Raw genomic sequence first — 26,304 nt, forward strand, 5'->3', positions numbered from 1 at the left:
TTTAAACATAAAACCATAAAATCATTTTCTTGGTGTATTTCTTTACGTTAAGCTATTGTACCAAGTAATTAATTCAATTTTTATTGACTCAGGAAGTACCGCAATATGATAACCTTCGATAGCACCCGCTAATTCAAACAGTAATTTAATACTCAAATTCACTTTCTTCTGTCTTAATTTTAAATAGCAAGCTTTAGCACCTAACATTTTCAAATAGCCTACATCGCTAATGCCTACTTTTCCCAATGCCCTTTCTATCGACATATTCATATTAGGCAAATCTTTGATCCTAATATGTAAAAGCTGTTTTTGAGATAATTCTTCTACTGCTGCTTTATAAGCGAGATCAATGTAATAACATAAAAGTAAATTATCATTCCAAAGCATCTCATTGATAAAAAAATATTTTAATATAAGAGGAACACCTTTCTTGGTATAAACCAATTTTTGCAACCCAGATACTTCAAATTGAAGTTCAGCAAATAAACAACCTCGTAGATAAAACTTGCCATCCAATACCTGCCCAATAATGACATGATTGACTAGAATACGATAACCACCGAAATGCGGTTTCTGTTTTATATGGCCATAATTTTCCATTAGCCTTTGCAAACTAGAAAAACAAGAATCAAATAAAAGCATAATTGCCACTCTCCATGTGAACGCTCACAAATCTAATATTTTTATACTTCTCCATATTTAAATCAGTTAAAATAGCAAGAAAATTTATTAAGTTATTTCTCCCACTTTAAAAACCTCTATGTTATTGCAAAACCTCATATACAAAAGGCGACGAACAAAACCTTAAGCATCGTTTAATATTCAATTAAATATAGCCAAATAAATATCTTACCAATTACAAAACCTAACTTAGCTACTACCGTTTATATTTAATACTTATAATAAATAAATCGTATCCTATATCCACTTAAATCATTAATAGTTAATAAAAATATTCTACTTAAAAGGTAAAATAGAAAAATACGCCATCTTATCCAAACTGCAACAATTAAGTGTTCAATTAAGCGGAAAAGTTAATTTTTTGCGAAGCGCTTTGTAAAAATTGGCTTGATATTGTATGAATATACGATTACTGTATGCATATACAGTGTTAAGCTGAGGTCAATATGAATAACGACACATGCAATTATCCAATAAAAACAAAAAATCAACCTAATAATGTTCAAAATTTACTATTACCAAATTATAGAAATGTGCCAGTTTATTTAAACGGCGCAGTTAATGAATGGGTATATAATGAAAATAATCCTATGGTTGAAGTACTCCTAACATCACTATTACACCGACTTAGCGATGAATCTCGTTGGCTATTATGGCTAAATCCTAAGCGAAAATTAAGCCGCAATTGGTTGTTTAACTCAGAGTTACCATTGAATAAAACCATACAGATAAATTCGCTAAGCCCAGAAATGAGTGTTGTTGCCATGATAAAAGCATTATCTAGCGGCAACTGCAGTATTGTCTTAGGATGGTTACCAACTTTATCACCATCATGTTTACAGCATTTAGAGCATGCAGCACAGATAGGAAACAGCATCGGCTTTGTTATGCGGCCTGAAAATACAAATTGCCAGCGCAGACATCCTAATCAACTAAAAATTCATTCTAATTATTATCACTAGTCTAGATTAGGATTATTCCTAATCTGATTGATGAGTTATAAACCACAATAGACAAAAACAAAAAAACATAATATAAATCATTTGGTTAATTGATTAATCATGGCAATCTAGTTATAAACTATATCTATAATTCACCAATTGCCTTTTAAAAAGTTAATGAGATTAATGTTTCCTCTACTTGTAACTTTTGAAGTTCGTTGTAGACTTTACAACGTTAAGGTAGTGCTTTGATTCTACTTTTTATTTGAATGATTCCTTAGACAGATAAAGTAGAGACGAAGATAGTAGAGCGTAATAACTTAACAAGCATTTTAAACCATACGGCTTATAAAAAAGCTCAAGAAGCTGATGCCTATATTGGATGATAACGAGGCGTAAAATGAAAAAGATAGCTATCGCAGTAGCAGTGGCAGCTTTCGCAACTGCAGCCCAAGCAGCACCCAAAAATAATACCTGGTATACCGGTGCTAAATTAGGTTGGTCACACTTTGAAGATACCGGCTTTCATCCTTACGGTGATAATGTTGGTAGTGGTAAAACTAAGCGCGATCAACTAGGTGCTGGTGCCTATCTTGGTTACCAACATAATCAATATCTCGGTTTCGAATTAGGTTATGACTGGTTTGGCAGAATGAGATATTCGGGTCAACCAAATAACGGTAGTCTGAAATCGATGGGTGTTCAATTAACCGCTCGTCTAAGCTATCCAATCACAGACGAATTAGATGTCTATACTCGTCTTGGTGGTATGGTATGGCGTACTGACGCAAAAGCAAACGTAGAAAATCAACCCTCTTTTAAAGAGCATGACACTGGTGTTTCTCCAGTTTATGCGCTAGGGCTTGAATATGCTATTACCCCAGAATGGGCAACTCGTTTAGATTATCAATGGGTTAGCCATATTGGCGATAAAGATTCACTGTCTGTTCGTCCAGATAACGGAATGTTGAGCGTTGGTGTTGCATATCGATTCAATCAAGAGCCTGCTCCTGTAATTGTACCAGCACCAGCTCCAATCGAAAACAAACGCTTTACTTTACGTTCTGATGTTTTGTTTGAATTCAATAAGCATACATTGAAACCAGCAGGTAAAGCTGAACTTGATAAGTTGTATAGTGAACTGACTAATCTTGATCCAACTCAAGGGCGTGTTATGGTTCTTGGCTATACAGACCGTATTGGTTCACCATCCTACAACAAACCTTTATCTCAAAAACGTGCACATGAAGTTATGAGCTATTTGATTTCTAAAGGTATCCCTGCGAATGCAATTAGTTCACAAGGCCGCGGGGAAGAAAATCCAGTAACCGGTAGTACTTGTAATAACGTAAAACCTCGCGCTGCATTAATTAACTGCTTAGCGCCAGATCGCCGCGTTGAAATCGAGATCCAAGGTTCTACAGAGGTAACTCCGCAACCTTAATATCGCTTTAAGAAATTAATTATTTCCAATAAAATAACCCTTTCTTCTAGGGTTATTTTTTTGCTTAAAATTTTTTGCCAGAAGACTAAAAAATTGCATTTAAAATTATATCTTTTGCTCTAGTCACCCAGTATGTTTTGTAAATCCTGTTTAAATGTTGACATTTGGTTAGCATACTGGTCTTTTCTTTCAGCCTCTTCTATAAGATGCACAATAGTTTCAGATAGTGTACGGCCTTGTTTTCTTGCTAGAATAGAGAGCCTTTGCCACACTAGGAAATCTAAATCGATAGATTTTTTGCAAGAGTGTTGATGCTCGGCATTAAAATGTCGCTTTCTACGAGCTCTAATCGTCTGCTTCATTCGATTAGATAAATCTGGCGACATATGATTTTTTATCCAGTTTATCACTTTTGTTGGAGTGTTTTCTAATTTCAACAGTTGTTCAATCGCATCCTGAGCGGCGCTTTTTTCAATATACTTAGTGATATTTTCACCATCCCGATACTTTTTAACCAGGTAATCCCATTTCCAACCACATTCAAGATTTTCAAGCTGTTGATATTTCATAATCATCTCTGTGACAACGTAACTTATGTAATTATAACCACTTTTAGAAATAAAAACGTTTGGTTTATTTAACCAATTTAGTAAAATCTTAGTAAGAAATCACACTTATATTGAAATGTTAGCAAAAAATATAATTTTTCCTATTTATGCAAGTCAATTAACAAAAAATCATAATTAATGCGATAGAATATAATTATTCTCATTGATAGTTTGTTATTTCCACTGTGTTCTGAATTGAAATGATACATTATATCTACTGTATTAGTGGTTTCAGAGCGTAAGTCATTAGCGTACTACTTGAAAATAAAATTATATTTAAAATATACAAAATTAATAGTGGCATAAATTTAAACAAACGTTAATATAATCATTCATCGTAAAAATTTTATAATGCTGGAAACAGATATCTTGTTTTCATAGTAAGATGTACCCTGTTTCTCTAACTACAAACAATAGCGTGTTTCTAAAATATCTTCTATCTTGACGCTATATAATCAGGATATTGAGGATAATTTATAAACTTTTTATTTAAATTATAAGTTGAAAAATAGCGTGATTAGTAACGAATTAATATGGCAGAATTTAACACCTGATTATGAACCTTATCTTAATCTTTTTGCTTCTGCAGATAAACTAGATAATGCCACTTTGGCCAGCATTCAACCCAGATTGTATAATAGTCTTAAAAGGTTTTTATCAACATCAGCCTATTCCCCCTTTGCTGTCATTAGAGCAGTAGAATGCCATAGCTACTTATCTGAATTAGCAAAATGCATTAAAAATATTAATCCATCCTCAGTGACTATCACTGGCGATTATCAACAATCAAATGGAAGATTTCATTGGCAAGCAGATACTAAAGGAGCATTCACGCCTTGCCACTCAGTCTATTTCTGTAATTGGATAGAAATGCCTCAATTATTTGGTAGCGTCCATCAACATCAAAATAGTGTTCACCTAGAGCCTGGACTATTACATAAAATCAATGGTGGAGTATTATTACTTTCTGTTAGTACATTATTAACGCAGCCATTGATGTGGCAGCGTTTAAAACAGATGGTAATGCAAAAAAGATTTGAGTGGCTTCCAGCCAATGATAATCAATTTTTACCCTATCCAATTGATTCAATGCTACTTGATATTAAACTTATTTTGGTTGGCGATGATTTTAGTCTTGAGCAACTTGAAGTAAAAGAGCCTGAACTTTTTTCGCAAGCTACCTATGGCGAATATGAATTTGAATTGGATTTTGAACATAGTGGTCAATTATCGCTATGGATGCAATTTATTAAACAAATTCTTGCTGATCACCAATTCCCTGCTTTAACTACTGATGCGTGGCCAATCTTTATTACTCAAGCAATTCGATATACTGAAGACAAATCAACCCTACCGCTAGATAGAGTCTGGCTCATTCGTTGTTTAACTGAAGCAAATCAATTTCAACATGATAATCAACTAACAGCAAAATCATTTCAAACAGCAATGCAACAACGCGAGTGGCAACACGGTTACTGCGCAAAACTTAATCTAGATGATATTCTGCAAAGGCAAGTTTTTATCAAAACTGAAGGTGAAATGGTTGGCCAAGTCAATGGATTATCTGTTATGCAGTATCCAGGACATCCAGAGCTTATCGGTGAACCAGCACGAATTACTTGTGTTGCACACTTTGGCGATGGTGAGTTTACCGATGTAGAACGTAAAGCTGAGCTAGGTGGTAATATTCACGCTAAAGGCATGATGATTATGCAAGCTTATCTCAATTACGAATTAAAACTTGAACAGCCTCAACCCTTTTCTGCCTCAATTGTATTTGAGCAGTCTTACCATGAAGTAGATGGTGATAGCGCATCATTAGCTGAGCTTTGTGCATTAATTAGTGCACTTTCTCTTCAGCCTATCGATCAGCAAATTGCTGTTACAGGTGCTGTAGATCAATTCGGCTATGTACAGCCTATTGGTGGTATTAACCAAAAAATTGAAAGCTTTTTTGATGTCTGTTTCCAGCGCGAATTAACCGGCCAGCAAGGTGTTATCATTCCTATGGCTAATATTCGCCATTTATGTTTAAAAGCCGATCTAATTGAAGCAGTCAAATCTGGCGTATTTCATATCTGGCCAGTTGAACACGTTTCTGAAGCAATTTCAATTTTGACAAAGCATGCTTATTATAAGCAACAGTATGATACAAATAATTTACATCTGTTAGCTTTAATACAAGAACGAATTACTCAAGCTAATAATCAAGAAAGACCCAAGTTTATGGGCCTTCTAAAGTGGCTAAATTAAATAAAAAATAGCTGATCGGACTTGTTCAGCTTACAAGCGTACGCTATTCTTTAGCCTTATTATTTATAATAAGGCTATTTAGTATTATGGTTGATAAACACAGCTCCTATAGTAAAGAAGATTTAGATGCTTCCGGTAGAGGCGAACTTTTTGGCGAAAATGGACCGCCATTACCTTCCGGTAATATGCTAATGATGGATCGCATCATAAAAATGACCGAAACCGGCGGCAAGTTTGATAAAGGTTTTATTGAAGCCGAATTTGATATTAAACCTGATTTATGGTTTTTTAGCTGTCACTTTACCAATGATCCCGTTATGCCAGGCTGCTTAGGTTTGGATGCAATGTGGCAACTGGTCGGTTTCTACCTAGGATGGCTGGGTGGTAAAGGTAAAGGGCGAGCACTGGGTGTAGGTGAGGTCAAATTTACTGGGCAAGTTTTACCAACTGCTAAAAAAGTAACTTACCGTATCCATTTAAAACGTGTTATTAATCGAAAGTTAATTATGGGTGTGGCTGATGGTGAAGTCTTGGTTGATGATAAGTGTATTTACACAGCAAAAGATTTGAAAGTCGGTTTATTTCAAGATACTAGCAGCTTTTAAAGCCAAAGCTTTTTCGTCAAAACCCCTTCTGTTATCTAGTTGAAGGGGTAAATATATTATATTTTACTGTCAAGATTTTGGTAATTGGTTGGCAATAGATTGCCCAACCTGCGTCCAACCTCTTGCTAATGTTCTGACTAACGCCGGATAACCATTTTCATCTTGATCAAGTTGCAGATTAAAATCTCGCTTGATAATGCCTTTATCACTTTTATAAATCCAGTCTCCTTGGATAATCACCTTACCGTCATAGCGGCCATGAAAAGCAGTCAAGATGACATTAAGACTATCAGGTCTATTTTCTAATGGTTGAGCCGATACCAATCGATTAGGCAACGTTATCGATAACTCATTGACTAAATTTTGCATCAACTGTTGTTCCAACGGGCTTGCCCAGAGATGATTGGCTGCATTAACATAATTAACATCGCTAGTTTGATAAGTAATACCATTAGCCGCCAATATTCCAGACAGTTGCACTGTCTGTACCCATAACTGTTTTTGCGTTAGCAAATCACTTTTTTTAGTCTTTAAGCTCGGCGTCGTTGGTAATTGATAATAAGATTTTTCAATACCAGTACTACAACCGACAAGTAAAAAACAAACAATCCATGCCAAATATCTCATTATTTAGTCACCTTCTTCGGTTCTGGATCCTTCATCGGTTTTGCTTCAAAAATAAGCGCATTACTCTTATTATTTAATGTCTTAATCACGGGTTGAATATCTCTTAACACCTGATCAAGACGCTGCATATTACCGATCATTCTATTATAAGCTGGAGAACCTGGTTGCATACCTTGCATAACTCGATTCAATTCAAGCAACGTCTGTTGCAGATCAGCAGGAATATTTTGAAAATCTTTGCTAGTCATCAGTTTATTCAATTCAGATAAGGTACGTTGTGCTTCTCGAATAGTTTTCTGACTTTCTGCTAGCGTATTAGTCGCTTGACTTATCATAGGCTCAATCGGCATACGATTGATTTTATCCAATGCCTCAACCACTTTTTGCTGGATCTGTGATAATCCTGCACTAACCGTTGGGATAATATCGTAATCAGCCACTTTTAATGGTCCTTTCCATTGGCCTTTATCGGGATAGAAATCCAAATCGATATATAGTGCTCCGGTGATTAGGTTAGCTGATTTTAAAGCTGCTCTTAATCCTTGTCTTAAAGCCACCGCAAACTCTTTTTCTAGATCAATATCGCTACTGACACGACCTGGCTCAATATGAATTAAAACTGGAATACGAAATTCATTATCCAATTTTTGCCGCAATTTTTCAGAATCAAAGGGCACCTCCATCACTGTTCCTAAGCGAATTCCTCTAAATTCAACCGGCGCTCCAGGTTGTAATCCACGAACTGAATCAGTGAAAAATAGGACAAAATCTTTATGCACAGTATATAAAGAATTCTGAATACTTTTTTGATCTTCATAAAGTCTGAATAGGCTTTTATCTTCTACTCGCTTACCTGGTTGCCAGCCTTCCACAACATCAAAACTAACCCCACCACTAAATAGTGTGGTTAAAGAGCCCATCTCCAAACGAACACCTTGCGCTGACAAATCCAAAGCAATACCGCTATCTCGCCAAAATCGAACATTTTCCGTTACCAGTCCATCGTAAGGCGCATTAATAAAAAGCTGATAATGCATATTGCGGCTTTTAATATCAAACGAACTAGCTTCTACCGAACCAACACGATAACCATGAAACAGTACTGGTGCACCCATATTCAGCCTACCAGCCTGATCGCTGGTTAAAATCACTCGAATACCTTTAGCATCAGGTGAAGCTAATGGCGGCGAACCCAATAAGTCAAATTTATCAGCATGCTCTTCACTATTGCCAGGTTGTACTTCAATAAAAACACCAGAAAATAGCGTGCCTAATCCGGTTATTCCCTCCTTGCCAATAGCGGGTTTAACAATCCAAAATGCGGTATCTTTCTTTAACAGATCCCTCATGCCGTCATTTAAGCGTGCTTTAATAATTACACGCTTAAAGTTCTTATCAAGGGAAACATTCTCCACCAACCCTATATCCACACTACGACTTTTAAGTTTGGTTTTTCCTGCTTCTACGCCTTCTGCATTGTAAGTAATCAATTTGACTTGAGGGCCTAAATGACTAAAATAATAAATTAAGATCCAGGCACCAATAAATATGGTGATAATGGGAATGATCCAAATCGGTGACCAGCTTTTTAGTTTACTGATCTTTGCTTGCACATCAGTGTTATCTTTATTAGCCACCTTGCAACCCCTTTTCTAACCGAATTCTACTTTGCGATACAACATTACAACGATCCCAAGTTAAACGCGGATCAAAAGTCATGGCTGCAAACATAGTTAAAATTACAACAGCAGCAAACAAAATCGCCCCAATTGCTGGTGAAACGCTCATTAACCGACCCATTTGCACCAGTGACGACAATACAGCAATCACAAAAACATCAATCATTGACCAACGTCCAACCCATTCAACAAGTTCATAAATAAAGTGCATCCTCGCCGGATCCCGATTGCCATAACCCTTAGCATCAAGACATAACCAGCCTATAGCTAGTATTTTTAAGCTTGGTACCATAATGCTAGTAATGAAAATAATAATGGCGACCGGATAAGAACCATCACCCCATAATAAAATAACACCAGACATTATAGTAGAGTCTAGTCTACTGCCTAATGTATTGGTGACCATAATAGGTAAAACGTTTGCGGGAACATAGAGAATTAAAGAAGAGATTAATAACGCCACCGTATTTTGTAAACTATTAGGGCGCCTCACATAACCCTTAGCATGGCAACGAGGACAGTATTTGCGTTCGGCTGGTAAAATTGCCATACAGATATGACAGGATCTGACGCCTTGACTAATACCACTTTTACCTTCTTGCAGCGAGATTTCAAGCTTTGGCACTTCTCCTATCTGCTGCCATAACCAATAACGATCTAAACATTGAAATGCCCTAACTTGCAACAAACAAAAAAAACAGTAAGGAACAAAACTGATACCCAAGCTAATATCACCATAGGCCATTAGTTTAACAAAGCTAACCAACACACCGGCTAGTAAAATTTCTACCATGCACCAGGTTTTCATCTGAAATAACGTCCTGGCAAGATTTATTTTTAACCAAAGCGGCAGATTAACTTTTTGACATAATAAAATAATGGCAACCATGCAAAAAGCCGGTACCGCAATAACAAAAAGGATAAAAAACCAGCCAAGACTAGCATAATTTACGTCAAACATGGCATGGGCAATATTCAACAGTAAAATCTGACTTTCAATACCCATGACACTCATTTTAACGTAAGGAAATAAACCAGCAATAACTAACATTACTAATGCACTAATCGCAATTGCTGTTGGTTGATTAGCGGGATACTTCCACTTGGCAGATAAAACCGTATGACAACGTGGACAACTGGCTTTAGTACCTTGTTCTAAAACCGGTAATGCCACCAATAAATCGCATTGTGGGCAGAGTATCTTATTATGACAACTGTCATTAAGATGATTATGAGAGCACAACTTTTCTCTCCTCTATACAGGCATAATGCAAAATTATTGGCTATCCTTGAATGATTCTAATTCTTGCCAACGCTCAAATGTCATTTCCATTTCTGCTTCTTTCTCGGCTAACGTTTTTAATACTGATTCAGTAACAGCATGAGGCTGATTAAAAAATTCAGGGGCACTAACTTGAGATTGCAATATGGCAATTTCAGCTTCTAAGGCTTCTAGCCGTACCGGTAATTCTTCTAGTTCCCGCAATAAATGATAACTAATTTTATTACTTTTTCGTTTTGGCTGTTCTTTAGTTGTTTCTGCGTCCTTGATATTGGTTTTACTAGTAGTTGAATGCTGCGATAAAGAAACTTTTTGTTCACGCTGCGAAGAGGCGTCATAAAAACCCCCTACATAGCGCTCAACTTTACCATGATCTTCAAACATCCAGCACTCGGTTACGGTATTATCAACAAATTGACGATCATGGCTAACCAATAAAACTGTCCCTTTATAACTATCAACGAGCTCTTCCAATAGTTCAAGTGTTTCAATATCCAAATCGTTGGTTGGCTCATCAAGAATCAATAAGTTACTAGGTTTTAAAAACAAACGTGCCAATAATAATCTATTTTTTTCTCCACCGGAAAGGGCTCGTACCGGTGTCATTGCCCGTTTAGGATGAAATAAGAAATCTTGTAAATAGCCAAGGACATGACGCGACTGTCCATTAACCATCACTTCCTGTTTACCTTCAGCTAAATTATCCATCACTGTTTTATCGGGATCTAACGTTAATCTATGTTGATCAAAATAAGCAATCTCAAGTTTGGTACCGCGATAAATATTGCCGCTATCCGCCTCAAGTTGGCCTAACATCAATTTGAGCAATGTCGTCTTGCCACACCCATTGGGCCCGATTAATGCTATTTTATCGCCACGTTGTACTTGCACACTAAAATTATCAATTAACACTTTCTGACCAATACGATAATTGACATTTTCAAGCTCAAACACGAGCTTGCCAGAACGACTGGCATCAGAAACCTGCATCTTTGCTGTGCCAAGTACCTCACGCCGTTGCGAACGTTCCTGCCGTAAAGATTTTAATGCTCTTACTCTGCCTTCATTACGAGTACGGCGTGCTTTTATTCCCTGGCGGATCCAAATTTCTTCCTGCGCCAATTTGCGATCAAACTCAGCATTCTGTTGATCTTCTACTCGTAATGCTTCTTCCTTGTTAGTCAGATAATCGTCATAATCACCGGGCCAGGAAGCTAATTTACCCCGATCAAGATCAATGATGCGCGTTGCCATATGGCGAATAAAAGAGCGATCATGCGAGACAAACACGATACTACCTTGGAAATCTTTAAGAAAATTTTCTAACCACAAAATAGTAGTAATATCCAGATGATTGGTTGGTTCATCAAGAAAAAGCACGCGTGGCCCACAAACTAAGGCACGCGCCAACGCAGCTTTGCGTAACCAACCGCCGGACAAAGCAGATAACGGGCTATCAGCTGGTAGCTGCAATTGCTTAATCACATCATTAATTTGTGTATCGAGTAACCACAAATTATCGCGATCTAATATCTCTTGCAATTCCGCTAACCTATTAAGATTCTTTTCACTGGGATCTTGCTCCACCATTTTGGTTATTTTATGAAAGGACTTAATATAATTTGCCTGCTCTTTAGCACCTTCAGCGACAAAATCAAAAACCGTACCACCGGTATCACGCGGTGGATCTTGTTGTAAACGAGCTACTTGTAGATCCTGTTGATAAACGACCTGTCCATCATCAAGCGGTTGTTCTTTGGTCAATACCCGCATTAGAGTTGATTTGCCAGCACCATTACGACCAACCAGGCAGACCCTTTCATTATCTTCAATATGCAACTCTGTATTATCTAATAATGGTGCATCACTAAAAGCCAGATAGGCAGCTGACATATTAATTAATGACATAAATTACTTTTCCTCATCTGCATGACCAATCAACCAGCAGTTATGGATCTGGCGATTACGTATAAAATCAAGTGAAACAGTTTGCTGAGTGATTTCCTTGGCAGTTAATCCTAATTGAGTAATGCCTGACATATCCATTTTAAAACCACGCTTATTATTAGAAAATACAACTGTACCACCAGGACGCAACAAGCGCTTAATCTGCATCATTAAGTTGATATGATCGCGTTGCACATCAAAGGTAGTATTCATGCGTTTTGAATTGGAGAAAGTGGGTGGATCAATGAAAATCAAATCAAATTTATCTGTCGTCTGTGCTAACCAACCTAAACAATCGGCCTGAATAAGCCGATGTTGCCGTCCGGCTAATTGATTAGTTTGTAAATTTTTTTCTGCCCATTCTAAATAGGTACGCGACATATCAACGCTGGTGGTTGAACTTGCTCCACCAAGACCCGCGTGTACCGACGCTGACGCCGTGTACGCAAACAGATTCAAGAAATCTTTTCCTTTACTCATGTTGGCTAACATTTTACGCACCAAGCGATGATCTAAAAACAATCCTGTATCCAGATAATCGGTCAAATTTACCCATAATTGAGCATTATATTCATGGACTAATAAAAACTTACCCTGTTGGGATAATTTCTCATATTGTTGCTTGCCTGATTGACGCTGACGTGTTTTTAACACCAATTGGGTGGAAGTTAACGCTAATACCTTCATAGTTGCACTAATCACATCATACAGGCGTTGTTTCGCTTTATGGCTATCTATACTCTTTGGTGGAGCATACTCTTGAATAACAATATGTTCGCCATAACGATCAACGGCAACATTGTATTCAGGTAAATCAGCATCATAAATTCGATAACAATCAATTCCTTGTTGCTTCGCCCATTTATTAAGTTTTTTTTCATTTTTTTTCAATCTATTAGCAAAATCTTCGCCAACCATGGCCTGAACGCCAACTAATTTAGCGGATAAACGATAATTTTTTTGCAGGCAATTTAATGGTCCATTTTTAGCTTTAAATTCACGTTCTGCCCGCAGTCCTAAGCAAGCTAATAGTTCAGGCGAACCACTAAATAATGACAAATGCCAACCAGGAAAATGACTTTTTACTACCCTGCCCAATAGACTATAGAGTGCGATTAATGCCGGTTCACTTTGCAAACGCTCGCCATAGGGTGGATTGCTGATGATAAAACCCGTTTGGGCAAATGTTAATGGATTTTCCAACTTCGCCGCATCAGCATGTTGGAAATTTATTAAGGATTGAACACCCGCTTGTTTGGCATTCTTTTTGGCGACGGCTAAAATGTGGCGATCAATATCATAGCCATAAAAAAGTGCAGTAGCTTGCTGGATACCCGTTTGAAAACGTTTTTCCGCTTCAGCAATTACCTTAGCCCAAAGCGTAGCATTATAACCTGACCAATGCTGAAATCCCCAAACTTGACGTGCTAAACCAGGTGCACGATCACAAGCCATCATTGCAGCTTCAATTAAAAGTGTACCCGAACCACACATAGGATCGACCATTGGCGATCCAGGCTGCCAACCTGAGCGTAAGACAATCGCTGCGGCTAAATTCTCTTTGATAGGCGCTTGCCCTGCCAAACTACGATATCCACGGAGATGGAGCGGATCACCACTTAGATCTAACGATATTGTGGCATTATCTTTATTTAATTGGACGTTAATGCGTATATCGGGTTGTTGTTTAGCAATATTAGGCCGTTGATTCATTTTACGCTGGAAGCTATCGACAATAGCATCCTTCACTCGTAGCGCCCCATACTGGCTATTGCGGATAACTTGGTTGGTTCCATTAAAATAAACAGCAAAAGTATCATTAACGGTAAACAAATCTGGCCAAGCAATTGTTTGTGCGGCAAGATAGAGATCAAGATCATTAACAATCTGGCAACGAGCTAAGGGTAATAAAATTCTTGAGGCTAAACGACTCCATAATAGACTCAAATACATACCATGTTCGTCAATTTGAAAATGCACGCCACCGGGTGCAATATGACACTGCTTTGCGCCTAATACTTCTAATTCACTTTTAAGTAATTCTTCCAGTCCAAATGCCGTAGTAGCAAACAGAGCTTTCATATCGCTGTCACCTAAATAAAAAATTGCTGCACATTATAGCTAACCCTGTCGACATATCATAAAGTTACTAGCAAAATTATTGCGCTTAAACAGGAGTTAAGAATGATCCGGTTGTCTCGTCTTTATATCCATCCCGTTAAATCAATGAAAGGCATTCGTATGCCACAGGCCTATGCAGAAAATAGTGGCCTGGTTTTCGATCGCAATTTCATGGTTACCAATGATCAAGGTGGGTTTATTACTGCGCGGCAATATCCACAAATGCTGTTATTTAAGCCAATAATACTTGATAATGGTATCCAAATACAGGCACCTGATAATCAAACAGCAACTATTTTATATAAAGACTTTATTAATGATCCCTTGCCAACAGAAGTATGGGGAAATCATTTTACCTCCTTAGCCGCACCAGCAAAGATAAATCAATGGCTGTCGCAGTATTTTAGTTTTACCGTTCAATTAAGATGGTTAGGTGATATACCCAGCCGCCGAATAAAAAGATTTCCAACCATCCCGCTCTCATTTGCAGATGGCTATCCTTATCTTCTTATTAATCAAGCCTCATTTAAAGCAGTTCAACAATTATGCCCTGCTAAAATCAACATAGAACAATTTAGAGGCAATTTGATCATAATAGGTGCAGAAGCTTTTGCTGAAGATAGCTGGCAAACAATACAAATCGGTGAGGTTATTTTTGAACTGGTCAAACCTTGTAGCCGCTGCATTTTGACGACAGTAAACATTGATAATGGCGCGCAACATCCAACTGGAGAGCCGTTAACCACACTGCAAAATTTCCGCACTGACGAGAACGGAGAAATTGATTTTGGCCAAAATGCTATTGCCCAAAATAGCGGTCTGCTCCGCCTTGGTGATGTGGTAAAAATCTTAACTAAAAAACAGCCGAAGCAATATAAAAGCGTAAGATCAACCAAGTCGCAGATAATCAATCCAGAAAAGGAAACAACAGTATTAATCAATGTTAATGGCACAGAGTATTTAGCTAATAATCAAAGGGTTATTTTGGAGCAATTGGAAAAGCATGGCTTAAAAATTCCTTATTCATGCCGAGCAGGCATTTGTGGTTGTTGTAAAATGAAACTAATAGCAGGTGAAGTGATCCCATTAACAAAAACAGCAATCAAAGATGATGGAGTTATCTTAAGTTGCAGTTGCATTCCTAAAACAAATATTAAATTATTATTATTAAACTAATCCTTATCCATCATTCGTCATCAATGAATGATGGATATTACTATTGGTTAAAAGATGCTTTGTAATTTAGTTATTATATAAACCTTGAATATTGATTAATTCAGGTTATGTTTTATGAAACGGCCCTTTCATATATTAAACTACTGGCTGGTGGTTGATAAATCATTAAGCGATTATTCATAATCTTAATTGGGTCACAAAACCTCATTAACCGATCTTTCAATACTAATCTAGGTTCGATTAGTAAACATAAGCTGGCATATTTGCCTGCTTCTGCCACTAAAAACAACGCTTGCTGTCCACTATCTTCAATATGAACCTGAACAACATCCCCTAACACCAAATCATCATGGCAATTTACTGGCAAAAAATACCAGCTTCTAGGCATCTGCGGCTTTAAAAAACGAAAAGCAACTAATGCATTTAAAATTAATTCCGCACTATGCTCATTAGAAAGTGATAACTTTTGCACCTGTTCTTCAATACAATGGTATAACCCCGCATCATCAATATTGAAAGTCATTTCTCCATAAGCAGATGCAACCAACATTTTTGCTGGAAAACATGAACGAAATAACATTCCATTAGCTAAATCTAACATCATCCTTTCATGTTCATCATCGTAATACCAGCGCCACTGATTATTGGGTTTTATTTTCATTTATCACCCCTCAATCTGATCACTCTATTTACTAGCTTAAAATCCATACTAATTAGAATTAAGATAAAAAAGTATTGCTATAAAATAAATAATAGAAATAATAAAAAAAATTTCGAGTTTTTATGTAAAGATATTCAAAGAAGATCCTGAATTTAATAAATTATCAGATTACAAACAAATATTAATAAATAAAAAAAACTGCTTACTTTTTTATGCTCTAAATAAAGATTAAATATAATTAACAATATTTTTAATTAATTTAGGTCCGTGATAAATAAACCCAGAATAAACTTGTAATAATGATGCTCCTGCAGCCAATTTTTCTCTGGCCGCAACCAAAGAATCAATTCCACCTGCACCAATAATAGGTATCTGCCCTTTTAATTCTTTTGTCAATAAACGAACAATTTCAGTACTTTTTAATTGCACAGGTCGGCCGCTTAAACCGCCCGCTTCCTCTGAATATCTTAATCCTTTCACTAAATTCCGATCTAAAGTCGTATTGGTCGCTACAACACCATCAATCTGGTGACGAATTAAACTATCGCTAATTTGAATAATCTCTTCTTCTGTTAAATCAGGCGCAATTTTTACTACCACAGGAACATACTTTTGCTGTTGTTCGGCTAACAAGTGTTGTTTATTTTTAATTGACCGCAATAGATCATCCAATGCTTCACCATATTGTAATAATCTTAAATCGGGCGTATTCGGTGAAGAAATATTGACCGCAATATAACCTGCATAAGGATAAATTTTTTCCATGCAAATTAAATAATCCTCTTTACCCTGTTCAATCGGCGTATCTTTATTTTTGCCAATGTTAATGCCAATAATGCCGTCGTATTTGGCTTTTTTAACATTCTCAACCAAGTTATCAACACCTAGATTATTAAAACCCATGCGATTGATCAGTCCCTCAGCTTCAACCAGGCGAAATAGCCGAGGCTTTTCATTACCAGGCTGGGGACGAGGTGTGACCGTTCCTATTTCTACGAAACCAAATCCCATTGCACCAAAAGCATCAATACATTCACCATCTTTATCAAGACCGGCCGCTAATCCCAATGGATTTTTAAATGTTAGTCCCATGCAAGTCGTAGGTTTAAAATTGACCGACTGCCGGATCATAAACCGGAGCGGTGAATGCATGATGTATTTAAGCTGTCGGAAGGTGATTTCATGGGCTTGTTCAGGATTTAAACGAAATAGCGCCTTGCGGATAAGGGGATAAAACATTAGTTGTACCTTTTTTTGATAGATAATGTAAATTATTTAGTCGTAGAAACCATTTGCCGCTTTTTACTCTATAAAACAGTCTACTGCTAAATTTATCAGTAAACTCAAATGGTATGTACAGATGATCATGATAATTTAAATATGCCTAATATGACACTGCTTTTTGTCATTTAAGTTTTCAAAAATAATAGGTAAAAGCAAACTGATAGATATCCCCCCCAAATAATCTTGCAAAAGAAGGGATATCTTATTTGACTAATCGTTTTGATTAAGGAAAACGTTAGTAGCTTAGCAAAAAATAAAAGGCTATTGCTTTTCCAACGCCTTAGTAATTTTTTCAAATAGATCAGCACAAAGATCGGTTAATCCTTGCAACTGTTTTAACGCCTGATACATCCGATTTTGCCGTGTTTCGTCATAGCGCTTTAGACGAATCAATGGTTCAATTAAACGCGAAGCAACTTGCGGATTGCTGCTATTTAAAATAGTTAACATTTCCACTAAAAATTGATAGCCAGTGCCGTCTTCGGCATGAAATGCCGAAGGATTTTGTGCAACAAAAGTCCCAATCAGTGCACGTACTCGATTAGGATTTTCCATGCTAAATGTTGGATGAGTCAGCAAAGAACGTACGGTTGTCAGAACATTTTTAGCTGGACTGCTAGCATGCAGCATAAACCATTTATCTATTGTCAAACCATCATGGCGCCAGCGCTGTTCAAACTCTGCCATAAGCTGTTGACTACTTGGTAATTGTGCCGCCACTGCTGCATTTAATGCCGCCATCGCATCAGTCATATTATTAGCCTGATAATACTGCTCGGATACATACTTATCCGCTTGGGGCTTATTATGGCCAAAAGCCAGATAAAATAAGCATCTATTTCGCAAGGAACGTTTGGCAATATCCCCATGATCAATCCGATACTCAGTCACTTTATTAGCATGATAAACGGTAACAAATTCCGCCGTCATTGCAGTGGCAAATTTTTGGCTAATAAAGTTAATAACATCGTGAATGGCTATCGGATCGATGATCTCAAACCACTCGGCGACTTCATTTTCTGAAGGCAAAGTAAATAGTTGTGCTTTTAAAGCCGGATCACAGGCTTTATCAAGTAAAACCGCTCAGAATGCATCAATAATATGCAACGGTAATATTAATTCTTGCCGCTGCTGTAGGCGTGCCACATTTTGTTTAATATAAATTGCTAGTAGCGATTGCGCCGCATCCCAACGAGCAAACTCATTACTAGCATATTGCATCAATAATGCTAATTGCTCATCTGTGTATGAATAATCCAATTTCACCGGTGCGGAAAACTCACGCAGTAATGAAGGTATTGGCCGTGAATTAACTTGATCAAAAATAAAAGTCTGTTGTGCCTTAACTACATTAAGCACTGAGTGTACAGCGTGACCATTATATTGTAATGGAATAACATTACCTTCTGTATCATACAGCTCAATATCTAGTGGTATATGTAAGGGTAATTTTTCTGCTTGATCTGCCGTTGGCGCTGTGGTTTGGCTAATATGCAGTAAATATTGCTGCTTATCCGCTAAATATTCATCTCTGACCGTCACTAAAGGTGTACCCGATTGGCTATACCAACGACAAAATAGCGTCAGAGAGATATTAGAGGCATCTTGCATAGCTTGGACGAAATCATCACAGGTTGCTGCACTACCATCATGACGAGCAGTATAGAGTTTCATACCCGCCTGAAACCGCTCCTCACCTAACAGAGTATGCAACATTCGAATAACTTCCGCCCCTTTTTCATAAACGGTCAAAGTATAGAAATTATTCATTTCAATTACTTTTTCCGGCCGAATAGGATGCGCCATTGGACTGGCATCTTCAGCAAATTGGTGCGCGCGCATCAGCCGAACATTTTCAATCCGATTTACGGAACGAGAACCCATATCCGAACTAAACTCTTGATCACGAAAAACCGTTAAACCTTCCTTAAGACTTAATTGAAACCAATCACGGCAAGTAATACGATTACCCGTCCAATTATGAAAATATTCATGACCGATCACCGCTTCAATATTCAGATAGTCCTTATCCGTTGCCGTTTCTGTTTTTGCTAACACATATTTAGCATTAAAAATATTGAGTCCCTTATTCTCCATGGCTCCCATATTAAAGAAATCAACGGCAACAATCATATAGATGTCTAAATCATATTCGTAACCAAAACGTGTCTCATCCCACCGCATGGCATTTTTCAACGACACCATTGCCCAGTCGGCACGATCAAGATTACCCTTATCGACAAAAAGAGCTAACGTTACATTACGGCCACTTTGACTAACAAAATTATCGTATAGAACGTCAAAATCACCTGCTACCAGGGCGAAAAGATAACTCGGCTTAGGAAACGGATCTTGCCATTTTACCCAATGACGGCCATCTTCCTTTTCTCCTTTATCAATTTGATTGCCATTAGAAAGCAAATAAGGATAACGGCTTTTATCAGCGGTAATAGAAGTAGTAAAACGCGCTAATACATCTGGTCGATCTAAATAATAGGTAATATGACGGAAACCTTCTGCCTCACACTGAGTGCAAAGGACATCAGCTGACACATAAAGCCCCTCTAGCGCGGTATTTTTTACTGGGTTTATTTCATTAACGATCTTAAGAACAAAACTATCTGGCACTGACTCAATAATCAGTTTCCCAGCCTCTTCACGATAGTCGCTCCACGGTTTATCATCAATATGGATCGTGTGCAAAATCAAGTTTTCACCATCGAGTATCAGCCGATTAGCTTGTAAATTTAATCGTTTTACGTGGCTAATAGCGGTAACGATAGTTGTTGCCGGATCAAGCTGAAAATCTAATTCAATATCTGTAATGGTATAATCAGGCGCCTGGTAATCCTGACGATATTTCTCTTGTCGCTGTTGCGTCATAGTAAATTTTTACCTGTATCAATTATTCTAATGTCTCAATGTGGTCAATTATTTGGCAAAAATGATATCTTAAAACTTGTTTCTTTTGATCATAAATCATTTACCTATGATTAATGTTCAAGCTTGCCAGTCCTGTTTAATGGGTTATTTATTGCGGCAAAAAGCGCTGCCAATATAAAAATAAGTTGATAATATCAAATAGATGATTAGAATTTTTTATAACTACGCCAGAAATATATATACAACAGCCTTCACTCTTACTAGCATCAACAGGTATACTCTGGCATATTTTATCTTTAAGTCGAGAGTAATGCTTCCGCGAGGAAAGCTAACGCATTATGAATTTAGATGCACCACCTATCATTACATCACTACTAGATACTGATGCTTATAAACTGCATATGCAACAAGCCGTTTTTCATCGTTATAACCATGTGTCAGTAGTGGCAGAATTTCGTTGCCGTAGTGATGAGCGACTTGGTAACTATGCCCAAGCTGTACGCCAACAAATAGATTTAATGGCACACGTTGCATTAACACCAACTGAATACCACTATCTGCAAGGTCTGCCTTTTTTTAAAACAGATTATCTCGATTGGTTGAAGGATTTTCGCTTCAATCCCACGCAGGTTAACGTTTATACCACACCAGAAAATCAATTAGCACTCAGAATTAGTGGCCCATGGCGTGAAGTCATTCTTTGGGAAGTCCCTCTATTAGCCTTAATCAGCGAACTGGTTCATCGCTCCCGCTCGCCCAATGTAACAGCCGAAGATGCCATTGAACAGTTACATAAATTGATTAAGCATTTTTACCAAGACGCAAAAATGCAAAATATCGATTTAGCAAACTTCAAATTAATGGATTTTGGCACTCGTCGGCGTTTTTCTCGTACAGTGCAATCCGCTATTGTTAATGAACTAAAAAACCATTTTCCTTATTTTTCTGGCACTAGTAATTATAAATTAGCCGAACAACTACAACTCAGACCGGTGGGTACCCAAGCTCATGAGTGGTTTCAAGCTCATCAACAAATTAGTACTGAACTGGCTAATAGCCAACGCGTTGCGCTGCAAAGTTGGCTAAATGAATATCCCGATCAACTAGGCATTGCACTAACAGATTGTATTACGATGGATGCTTTCCTACGTGACTTCGATATTAACTTTGCTAATCGTTATCAAGGATTACGGCATGACTCGGGAGATCCGTTAGAATGGGGTGAAAAAGCAATTCGTCATTATAAAAAATTGGCCATCGATCCGATGAGTAAAACCCTGGTTTTTTCAGATAACCTTGACCTACAAAAAGCGTTGATCCTTTATAAACATTTTTATAAACGTATTAATCTTATTTTTGGTATTGGAACCCGGTTAACCTGCAATATTCCTCGGGTAAAACCACTTAATATTGTGATTAAATTAGTGGAATGTAATGGTAAGCCAGTAGCTAAGTTGTCTGATAGCCCAGGAAAAACTATCTGTGATGACGATGAATTTGTCGATCGCTTGAAAAAAGCCTTTGATATTCCCAATATAACTAAGCAGGTTAATGACAAACCTAACTGATTATTATGGCAAGCTATTTTGTTAATTGGCGCATCAAGCTAAATTAAATTCTTATTACAAAGGTCTTTTCATCTGGTTATTCCCATTTTAAACTTGCTATTTTTACTTGTTTCCTACGTGTGGACAAGTAACATAAGGCCTTTCCCAAACGGGATCAAACAACTTTAAACAACTAAATAACAAAAGAGAGTATTTTATGAACATAGCGCCTGTAGTTGAAGTACTGCAAGGCCGTGTAGCGGTAGGCGAAGAAGTAACCGTTCGTGGCTGGGTACGTACAAGGAGAGATTCAAAAGCCGGTTTCTCATTCCTCGCCATCTATGACGGTTCCTGCTTTAATCCATTACAGGCTATTGTAAATAATCAACTAGATAATTATGAAAACGACGTTTTACACCTGACCACCGGCTGCTCAGTTGAAGTAACCGGCATTGTGAAGCCATCGGAAGGTCAAGGACAAAAATTTGAATTATCTGCCACTCAAGTTGTTGTCGTCGGCATGGTAGAAAATCCTGATAGTTATCCTATGGCTGCCAAGCGTCATAGTGTTGAATATCTACGCGAAGTGGCACACCTGCGTCCGCGCACCAATCTTATCGGCGCTGTTGCCCGTGTTCGTAATACGCTAGCACAAGCTATTCACCGTTTCTTTCATGATGAAGGCTATCTCTGGGTCTCAACACCCATTATCACCGCCTCCGATACCGAGGGAGCCGGTGAGATGTTTCGTGTCTCAACATTAGATTTGCAAATTATTCCTCGCACAGAAAAAGGTGATATTAATTTTGATAAAGACTTTTTTGGCCGAGAAGCATTTCTAACTGTATCCGGTCAGCTAAATGGCGAAGCTTATGCTTGTGCCTTAAGCAAAATTTATACCTTTGGCCCAACGTTTCGGGCAGAAAATTCGAATACCAGCCGCCATTTAGCCGAATTCTGGATGGTTGAACCGGAAGTCGCTTTTGCCGATTTGAACGATATCGCCTCGCTGGCTGAGAAAATGTTAAAATATGTTTTTAAATCGGTTTTGCAAGAACGCCATGATGATTTAACCTTTTTCGCTGACCGGATCGATAAAGAAGTGATCAGCCGGTTGGAAAAATTTATTGCCTCAGATTTTGCCCAAATCGACTATACCGATGCCATCAAAGTGCTGGAGCAATCGGGTCAAACCTTTGAAAACCCAGTGGCTTGGGGTATCGATCTCTCTTCAGAACATGAACGTTATTTAGCTGAGCAACACTTCAAAGCACCCGTAGTGGTTAAAAATTATCCAAAAGATATTAAAGCTTTTTATATGCGTCTGAATGATGATAATAAAACCGTTGCTGCCATGGATGTATTAGCGCCCGGTATTGGCGAAATTATTGGTGGCTCTCAGCGTGAAGAGCGATTGAATAAATTGGATGCTCGCATGGAAGAGATGGGGCTTAACCAACAAGATTATAGTTGGTATCGCGATCTGCGCCGCTATGGTACTGTGCCCCACGCCGGATTTGGGCTCGGATTTGAACGCCTAGTCGCTTATGTCACTGGCGTACAAAATATTCGTGAAACTATTCCCTTCCCGCGTACTCCACGTAATGCGAGCTTTTAAATATTTAATCCCATAAAATGAATAAATATTTTAATCATAACTGGCCAGTATACCGCTGGCCTTTTTATTTCTAATTATGATAAATATTAAAAAGTTCCCCTTTATTTACATTTTGAAACATATTATTTCTTTTTGTTACAAATATTGTATTTTTGTATCATTTTCAGGGTAGATAAAAATTTTTACCAATGGAACACTGGACGCAGAAACGAGACGACACTAAACTCTTAGAGATAGTTCCCAATGGTTGGGAATTTATTTTTGGCAGTGGCAGGTGTCCGAATAACACCAATGAGGGTAATAATAATGATGAAGCGCAATATTCTTGCAATAGTTATCCCGGCGTTGATAGCTGGAGCTGGTACAGCAAACGCAGCTGAAATCTATAACAAAGACGGCAACAAACTGGATCTATACAGTAAAGTTGACGTTCGTCACTTCTTTGGCAAAAGCAGTGGTGGCGATGAAGGCGATGATTCGCGTGTTCGTCTTGGTATTAAAGGTGATACTCAAATCTCTGATCAACTGACTGGTTTTGGTCGTTTCGAGTGGGAAACTAAAACCAACAAAAGTGAAGCTGAGAACGAAAACACAAACCGTCTAGCTTATGCCGGTTTGAAAATTGCTGACTTTGGTTCAATAGATTATGGTCGCAACTACGGTGTTCTGTATGATGTCAACGCATGGACTGACGTTCTGCCTCTTTATGGTGCAGACTCTATGTCTCAAGCTGACAGCTACCTGACTGGCCGTAACCGTAACCTGTTAACTTACCGTAGCACTGATTTCTTTGGTCTGGTCGATGGCTTGAACTTCGCCCTACAGTATCAAGGCAAAAATACGGACAGCAATAAATCAGGCAGCGATAAATTCCTGAAAAATAACGGTGATGGCTTCGGTCTGGCCGCCAACTACGATATCGGCTGGGGCGTGGCGCTGGGCGCTGGTTACGCCAAATCTAATCGTGGCCTGACTGATCAGCAAAAAAATGACAGTGGCGCTGGCGGTAATAGTGCTGAAGGCTGGAACGCAGGTATCAAATATGATGCCAACAACCTCTATCTGGCAGCCATGTACGGTGAAACCCGTAATATGACTCGTTTCGGTAAAGAAACAACTCTTAATACAGATGGCACTCAAGTCGCTAACAAAACTGAAAACTTCGAAATCGTTGGTCAGTATCTGTTTGACGAAATTGGTCTGAAACCATCTATCGCCTATGTGCAGTCTAAAGGTAAAGATTTAACTGATGCTGCCTACTCGCAGAAGCAAGACTTAGTGAAATACGTTTCTTTAGGTGCTTTCTACTATTTCAACAAAAACCTGACCGCAGTTGTTGATTACAAAATTAACCTAATCAATGGCAGCAATGGCTTTGCTGATAAATATGGTATTGGCAGAGACAACCTGGTTGGTTTAGGCTTAGTTTACCAGTTCTAATTATCGCTTAGCGGTGATTTAGCAGTAAAAGTGAAAACGTAAATCTAAAAAGCAGCGCATAAGCGCTGCTTTTTTTAGTAGTCCATGTTAACTGTTAAAATATTGTTACCTATCAGACAATACCAACCTAAACTAATATCACAAGTTTGCCTTATTTTTAGCGCAGAGTGTTGGCAAATCATTTTCATCGCGTTAACCTGAGATCCCTCGATTATCAAATCACAATTGAGTTACTGGAATTATAAATATGTTGGAAAATATTATTGCAGCTCCTGCGGATCCTATTTTAGGCTTGGCAGAGAGTTTTAATGCTGATCCGCGTAAACAAAAAATCAATTTAGGTATTGGTGTTTACAAGGATGAGTCAGGGAAAACCCCCATTCTTACTTCTGTCAAAAAAGCAGAAAAATATCTGTTAGAGCAGGAAGTGACTAAAAATTATCTTGCTATTAGTGGGATAGCGGAATTTGCCACCGTTACGCAAGCATTACTTTTCGGCAACAACCATCCGATTATCGCCGAAGATCGCGCTCGCACGTCACAGGCACCAGGCGGAACCGGTGCATTGCGTATTGCGGCTGAATTTATTGCTAAACAGACCTCTGCCCAACGCGTCTGGATCAGCCAGCCAACCTGGCCAAATCACGAAAATATATTTAAAGCGGCCGGACTGACAAGCTGTTATTACCATTACTATGATGCTAATCAGCATAATCTAGACTTTGCTGGCATGTTAACCAGCTTAGAAGATGCGAAGCCGGGTGATGTCCTATTACTACATGGTTGCTGTCATAACCCTACCGGTATCGATCCAACGCCAGAACAATGGGAAATTCTATCTACCCTGGCAGCAGAGAAAAACTTACTACCGGTTTTTGATTTTGCCTATCAGGGCTTTGCAAAAGGCCTGGATGAAGATGCACAAGGTTTACGTATTTTTACCAACAAAAATCCAGAAATTATCATTGCCAGCTCCTATTCGAAAAATTTTGGTTTATATAATGAGCGGGTTGGTGCCTGTACAATTATTGCCAATAATAGCGAGCAAGCCGAGCGAGCGTTTAGTCAAATAAAATCGATTATTCGCGCAAACTATTCTAATCCCCCTGCCCACGGTGCAGCTATTGTTACCACCATTTTATCTGATGAATTACTAAGGAAAGAGTGGATCGAAGAGTTGACAACCATGCGGCAACGCATCCAACGGATGCGACAATTATTTGTAAATACCTTACAAGAAAAAGGCGCTAAGCAAGATTTTAGTTTTATTAGCAGACAAAACGGCATGTTCTCTTTTAGTGGGCTTAATGAAGAACAGGTAACTCAGCTACGTGAAAAGCATGCAATTTATGCAATTAGTTCAGGTCGAATTAATGTGGCTGGCTTAACGTTAGAGAATATGGTTCCTCTTTGCAAAGCTATCATTGATGTATTATAAAGAAACATATAGTTAATTCAGATAGTTACCGATTAGGACAATGCCCTAATCGGTTTTTTATTAGTCACA

The 26,304-nt window shown here is 38.1% G+C and carries 18 protein-coding genes and 1 pseudogene; 9 read left to right on the plus strand and 10 right to left on the minus strand.

Features of this window, described 5'->3' with window-relative positions; all coding sequences use genetic code 11:
* Positions 1 to 42: 42 nt before the first annotated feature.
* Positions 43 to 642 (minus strand): TfoX/Sxy family DNA transformation protein, encoded by a 600-nt coding sequence (locus LDL57_RS10025; RefSeq protein WP_180560916.1) that lies wholly within the window; start codon positions 640 to 642, stop codon positions 43 to 45.
* Positions 643 to 1,127: 485 nt separating this feature from the next.
* Here LDL57_RS10025 and sulA point away from each other — a divergent pair, with 485 nt between their 5' ends.
* Together sulA and ompA are read left to right on the plus strand one after the other, a co-directional pair.
* Positions 1,128 to 1,643, plus strand: coding sequence for an SOS-induced cell division inhibitor SulA (gene sulA / locus LDL57_RS10030; RefSeq protein ID WP_180560917.1), 516 nt, complete (start codon positions 1,128 to 1,130; stop codon positions 1,641 to 1,643).
* 379 nt (positions 1,644 to 2,022) lie between these two features.
* Positions 2,023 to 3,066: a porin OmpA gene (gene ompA / locus LDL57_RS10035; RefSeq protein WP_180560918.1), complete on the plus strand. Its 1,044-nt coding sequence runs from the start codon at positions 2,023 to 2,025 to the stop codon at positions 3,064 to 3,066.
* Between the two features lie 119 nt (positions 3,067 to 3,185).
* Here the strand turns inward: ompA and matP are convergent, their stop codons facing one another.
* Positions 3,186 to 3,635: a macrodomain Ter protein MatP gene (matP, locus tag LDL57_RS10040; RefSeq protein WP_180560919.1), complete on the minus strand. Its 450-nt coding sequence runs from the start codon at positions 3,633 to 3,635 to the stop codon at positions 3,186 to 3,188.
* 552 nt (positions 3,636 to 4,187) lie between these two features.
* Here matP and LDL57_RS10045 point away from each other — a divergent pair.
* Both LDL57_RS10045 and fabA read left to right on the plus strand, forming a co-directional pair.
* Positions 4,188 to 5,927: an AAA family ATPase gene (locus LDL57_RS10045; RefSeq protein WP_180560920.1), complete on the plus strand. Its 1,740-nt coding sequence runs from the start codon at positions 4,188 to 4,190 to the stop codon at positions 5,925 to 5,927.
* 86 nt (positions 5,928 to 6,013) lie between these two features.
* Positions 6,014 to 6,532 carry a bifunctional 3-hydroxydecanoyl-ACP dehydratase/trans-2-decenoyl-ACP isomerase gene (fabA, locus tag LDL57_RS10050; protein WP_180560921.1) on the plus strand — a complete coding sequence of 173 codons (519 nt, stop codon included), beginning with the start codon at positions 6,014 to 6,016 and terminating at the stop codon, positions 6,530 to 6,532.
* A 69-nt stretch (positions 6,533 to 6,601) separates the two neighbouring features.
* On the opposite strand, the gene pqiC is transcribed toward fabA, so the two are convergent.
* Genes pqiC through rlmKL form a run of 5 tightly spaced genes read right to left on the minus strand, consistent with a single transcriptional unit; the run spans position 6,602 to position 14,149 of the window.
* Complete coding sequence (gene pqiC, locus LDL57_RS10055) at positions 6,602 to 7,159, minus strand: membrane integrity-associated transporter subunit PqiC (protein ID WP_180560922.1); 558 nt, start codon at positions 7,157 to 7,159, stop codon at positions 6,602 to 6,604.
* On the minus strand, positions 7,159 to 8,796 hold the full coding sequence (pqiB, locus tag LDL57_RS10060) for an intermembrane transport protein PqiB (protein ID WP_225505545.1): 1,638 nt from the start codon (positions 8,794 to 8,796) through the stop codon (positions 7,159 to 7,161). The genes pqiC and pqiB overlap by 1 nt, the downstream gene beginning before the upstream one ends.
* Positions 8,789 to 10,081, minus strand: a complete 1,293-nt coding sequence (gene pqiA, locus LDL57_RS10065) for a membrane integrity-associated transporter subunit PqiA (protein WP_180560924.1) — start codon at positions 10,079 to 10,081, stop codon at positions 8,789 to 8,791. Before pqiA ends, pqiB begins: the two co-directional genes overlap by 8 nt.
* Before the next feature lie 33 nt (positions 10,082 to 10,114).
* Positions 10,115 to 12,028: an ABC transporter ATP-binding protein gene (locus LDL57_RS10070; RefSeq protein ID WP_180560925.1), complete on the minus strand. Its 1,914-nt coding sequence runs from the start codon at positions 12,026 to 12,028 to the stop codon at positions 10,115 to 10,117.
* A 3-nt stretch (positions 12,029 to 12,031) separates the two neighbouring features.
* A complete protein-coding gene (gene rlmKL / locus LDL57_RS10075) occupies positions 12,032 to 14,149 on the minus strand; it encodes a bifunctional 23S rRNA (guanine(2069)-N(7))-methyltransferase RlmK/23S rRNA (guanine(2445)-N(2))-methyltransferase RlmL (protein WP_180560926.1) in 2,118 nt (705 codons plus the stop codon).
* A gap of 102 nt (positions 14,150 to 14,251) precedes the next feature.
* Here rlmKL and LDL57_RS10080 point away from each other — a divergent pair, with 102 nt between their 5' ends.
* Positions 14,252 to 15,364: a YcbX family protein gene (locus LDL57_RS10080; RefSeq protein ID WP_180560927.1), complete on the plus strand. Its 1,113-nt coding sequence runs from the start codon at positions 14,252 to 14,254 to the stop codon at positions 15,362 to 15,364.
* Between the two features lie 112 nt (positions 15,365 to 15,476).
* Here the strand turns inward: LDL57_RS10080 and LDL57_RS10085 are convergent, their stop codons facing one another.
* The 3 genes and pseudogenes from LDL57_RS10085 to pepN all read right to left on the minus strand — a co-directional run bounded on the left by LDL57_RS10085 (position 15,477) and on the right by pepN (position 20,192).
* On the minus strand, positions 15,477 to 16,025 hold the full coding sequence (locus tag LDL57_RS10085) for a cell division protein ZapC (RefSeq protein WP_180560928.1): 549 nt from the start codon (positions 16,023 to 16,025) through the stop codon (positions 15,477 to 15,479).
* Positions 16,026 to 16,253: 228 nt separating this feature from the next.
* A complete protein-coding gene (gene pyrD, locus LDL57_RS10090) occupies positions 16,254 to 17,264 on the minus strand; it encodes a quinone-dependent dihydroorotate dehydrogenase (RefSeq protein ID WP_180560929.1) in 1,011 nt (336 codons plus the stop codon).
* Positions 17,265 to 17,570: 306 nt separating this feature from the next.
* Positions 17,571 to 20,192, minus strand: a pseudogene (pepN, locus tag LDL57_RS10095) (aminopeptidase N).
* 338 nt (positions 20,193 to 20,530) lie between these two features.
* On the opposite strand from pepN, the gene pncB reads away from it, so the two are divergent.
* The 4 genes from pncB (at position 20,531) to LDL57_RS10115 (ending at position 26,235) form a co-directional block, all read left to right on the plus strand.
* Complete coding sequence (pncB, locus tag LDL57_RS10100; RefSeq protein ID WP_180560930.1) at positions 20,531 to 21,760, plus strand: nicotinate phosphoribosyltransferase; 1,230 nt, start codon at positions 20,531 to 20,533, stop codon at positions 21,758 to 21,760.
* Between the two features lie 196 nt (positions 21,761 to 21,956).
* Positions 21,957 to 23,357 (plus strand): asparagine--tRNA ligase, encoded by a 1,401-nt coding sequence (asnS, locus tag LDL57_RS10105; protein WP_180560931.1) that lies wholly within the window; start codon positions 21,957 to 21,959, stop codon positions 23,355 to 23,357.
* A gap of 306 nt (positions 23,358 to 23,663) precedes the next feature.
* Complete coding sequence (locus tag LDL57_RS10110; protein WP_304488599.1) at positions 23,664 to 24,797, plus strand: porin; 1,134 nt, start codon at positions 23,664 to 23,666, stop codon at positions 24,795 to 24,797.
* A 247-nt stretch (positions 24,798 to 25,044) separates the two neighbouring features.
* On the plus strand, positions 25,045 to 26,235 hold the full coding sequence (locus tag LDL57_RS10115; RefSeq protein WP_180560932.1) for an amino acid aminotransferase: 1,191 nt from the start codon (positions 25,045 to 25,047) through the stop codon (positions 26,233 to 26,235).
* The last annotated feature ends 69 nt before the right edge of the window (positions 26,236 to 26,304 follow it).

The organism is Arsenophonus apicola (genome assembly GCF_020268605.1).
Taxonomy (GTDB): Bacteria; Pseudomonadota; Gammaproteobacteria; order Enterobacterales; family Enterobacteriaceae; genus Arsenophonus; species Arsenophonus apicola.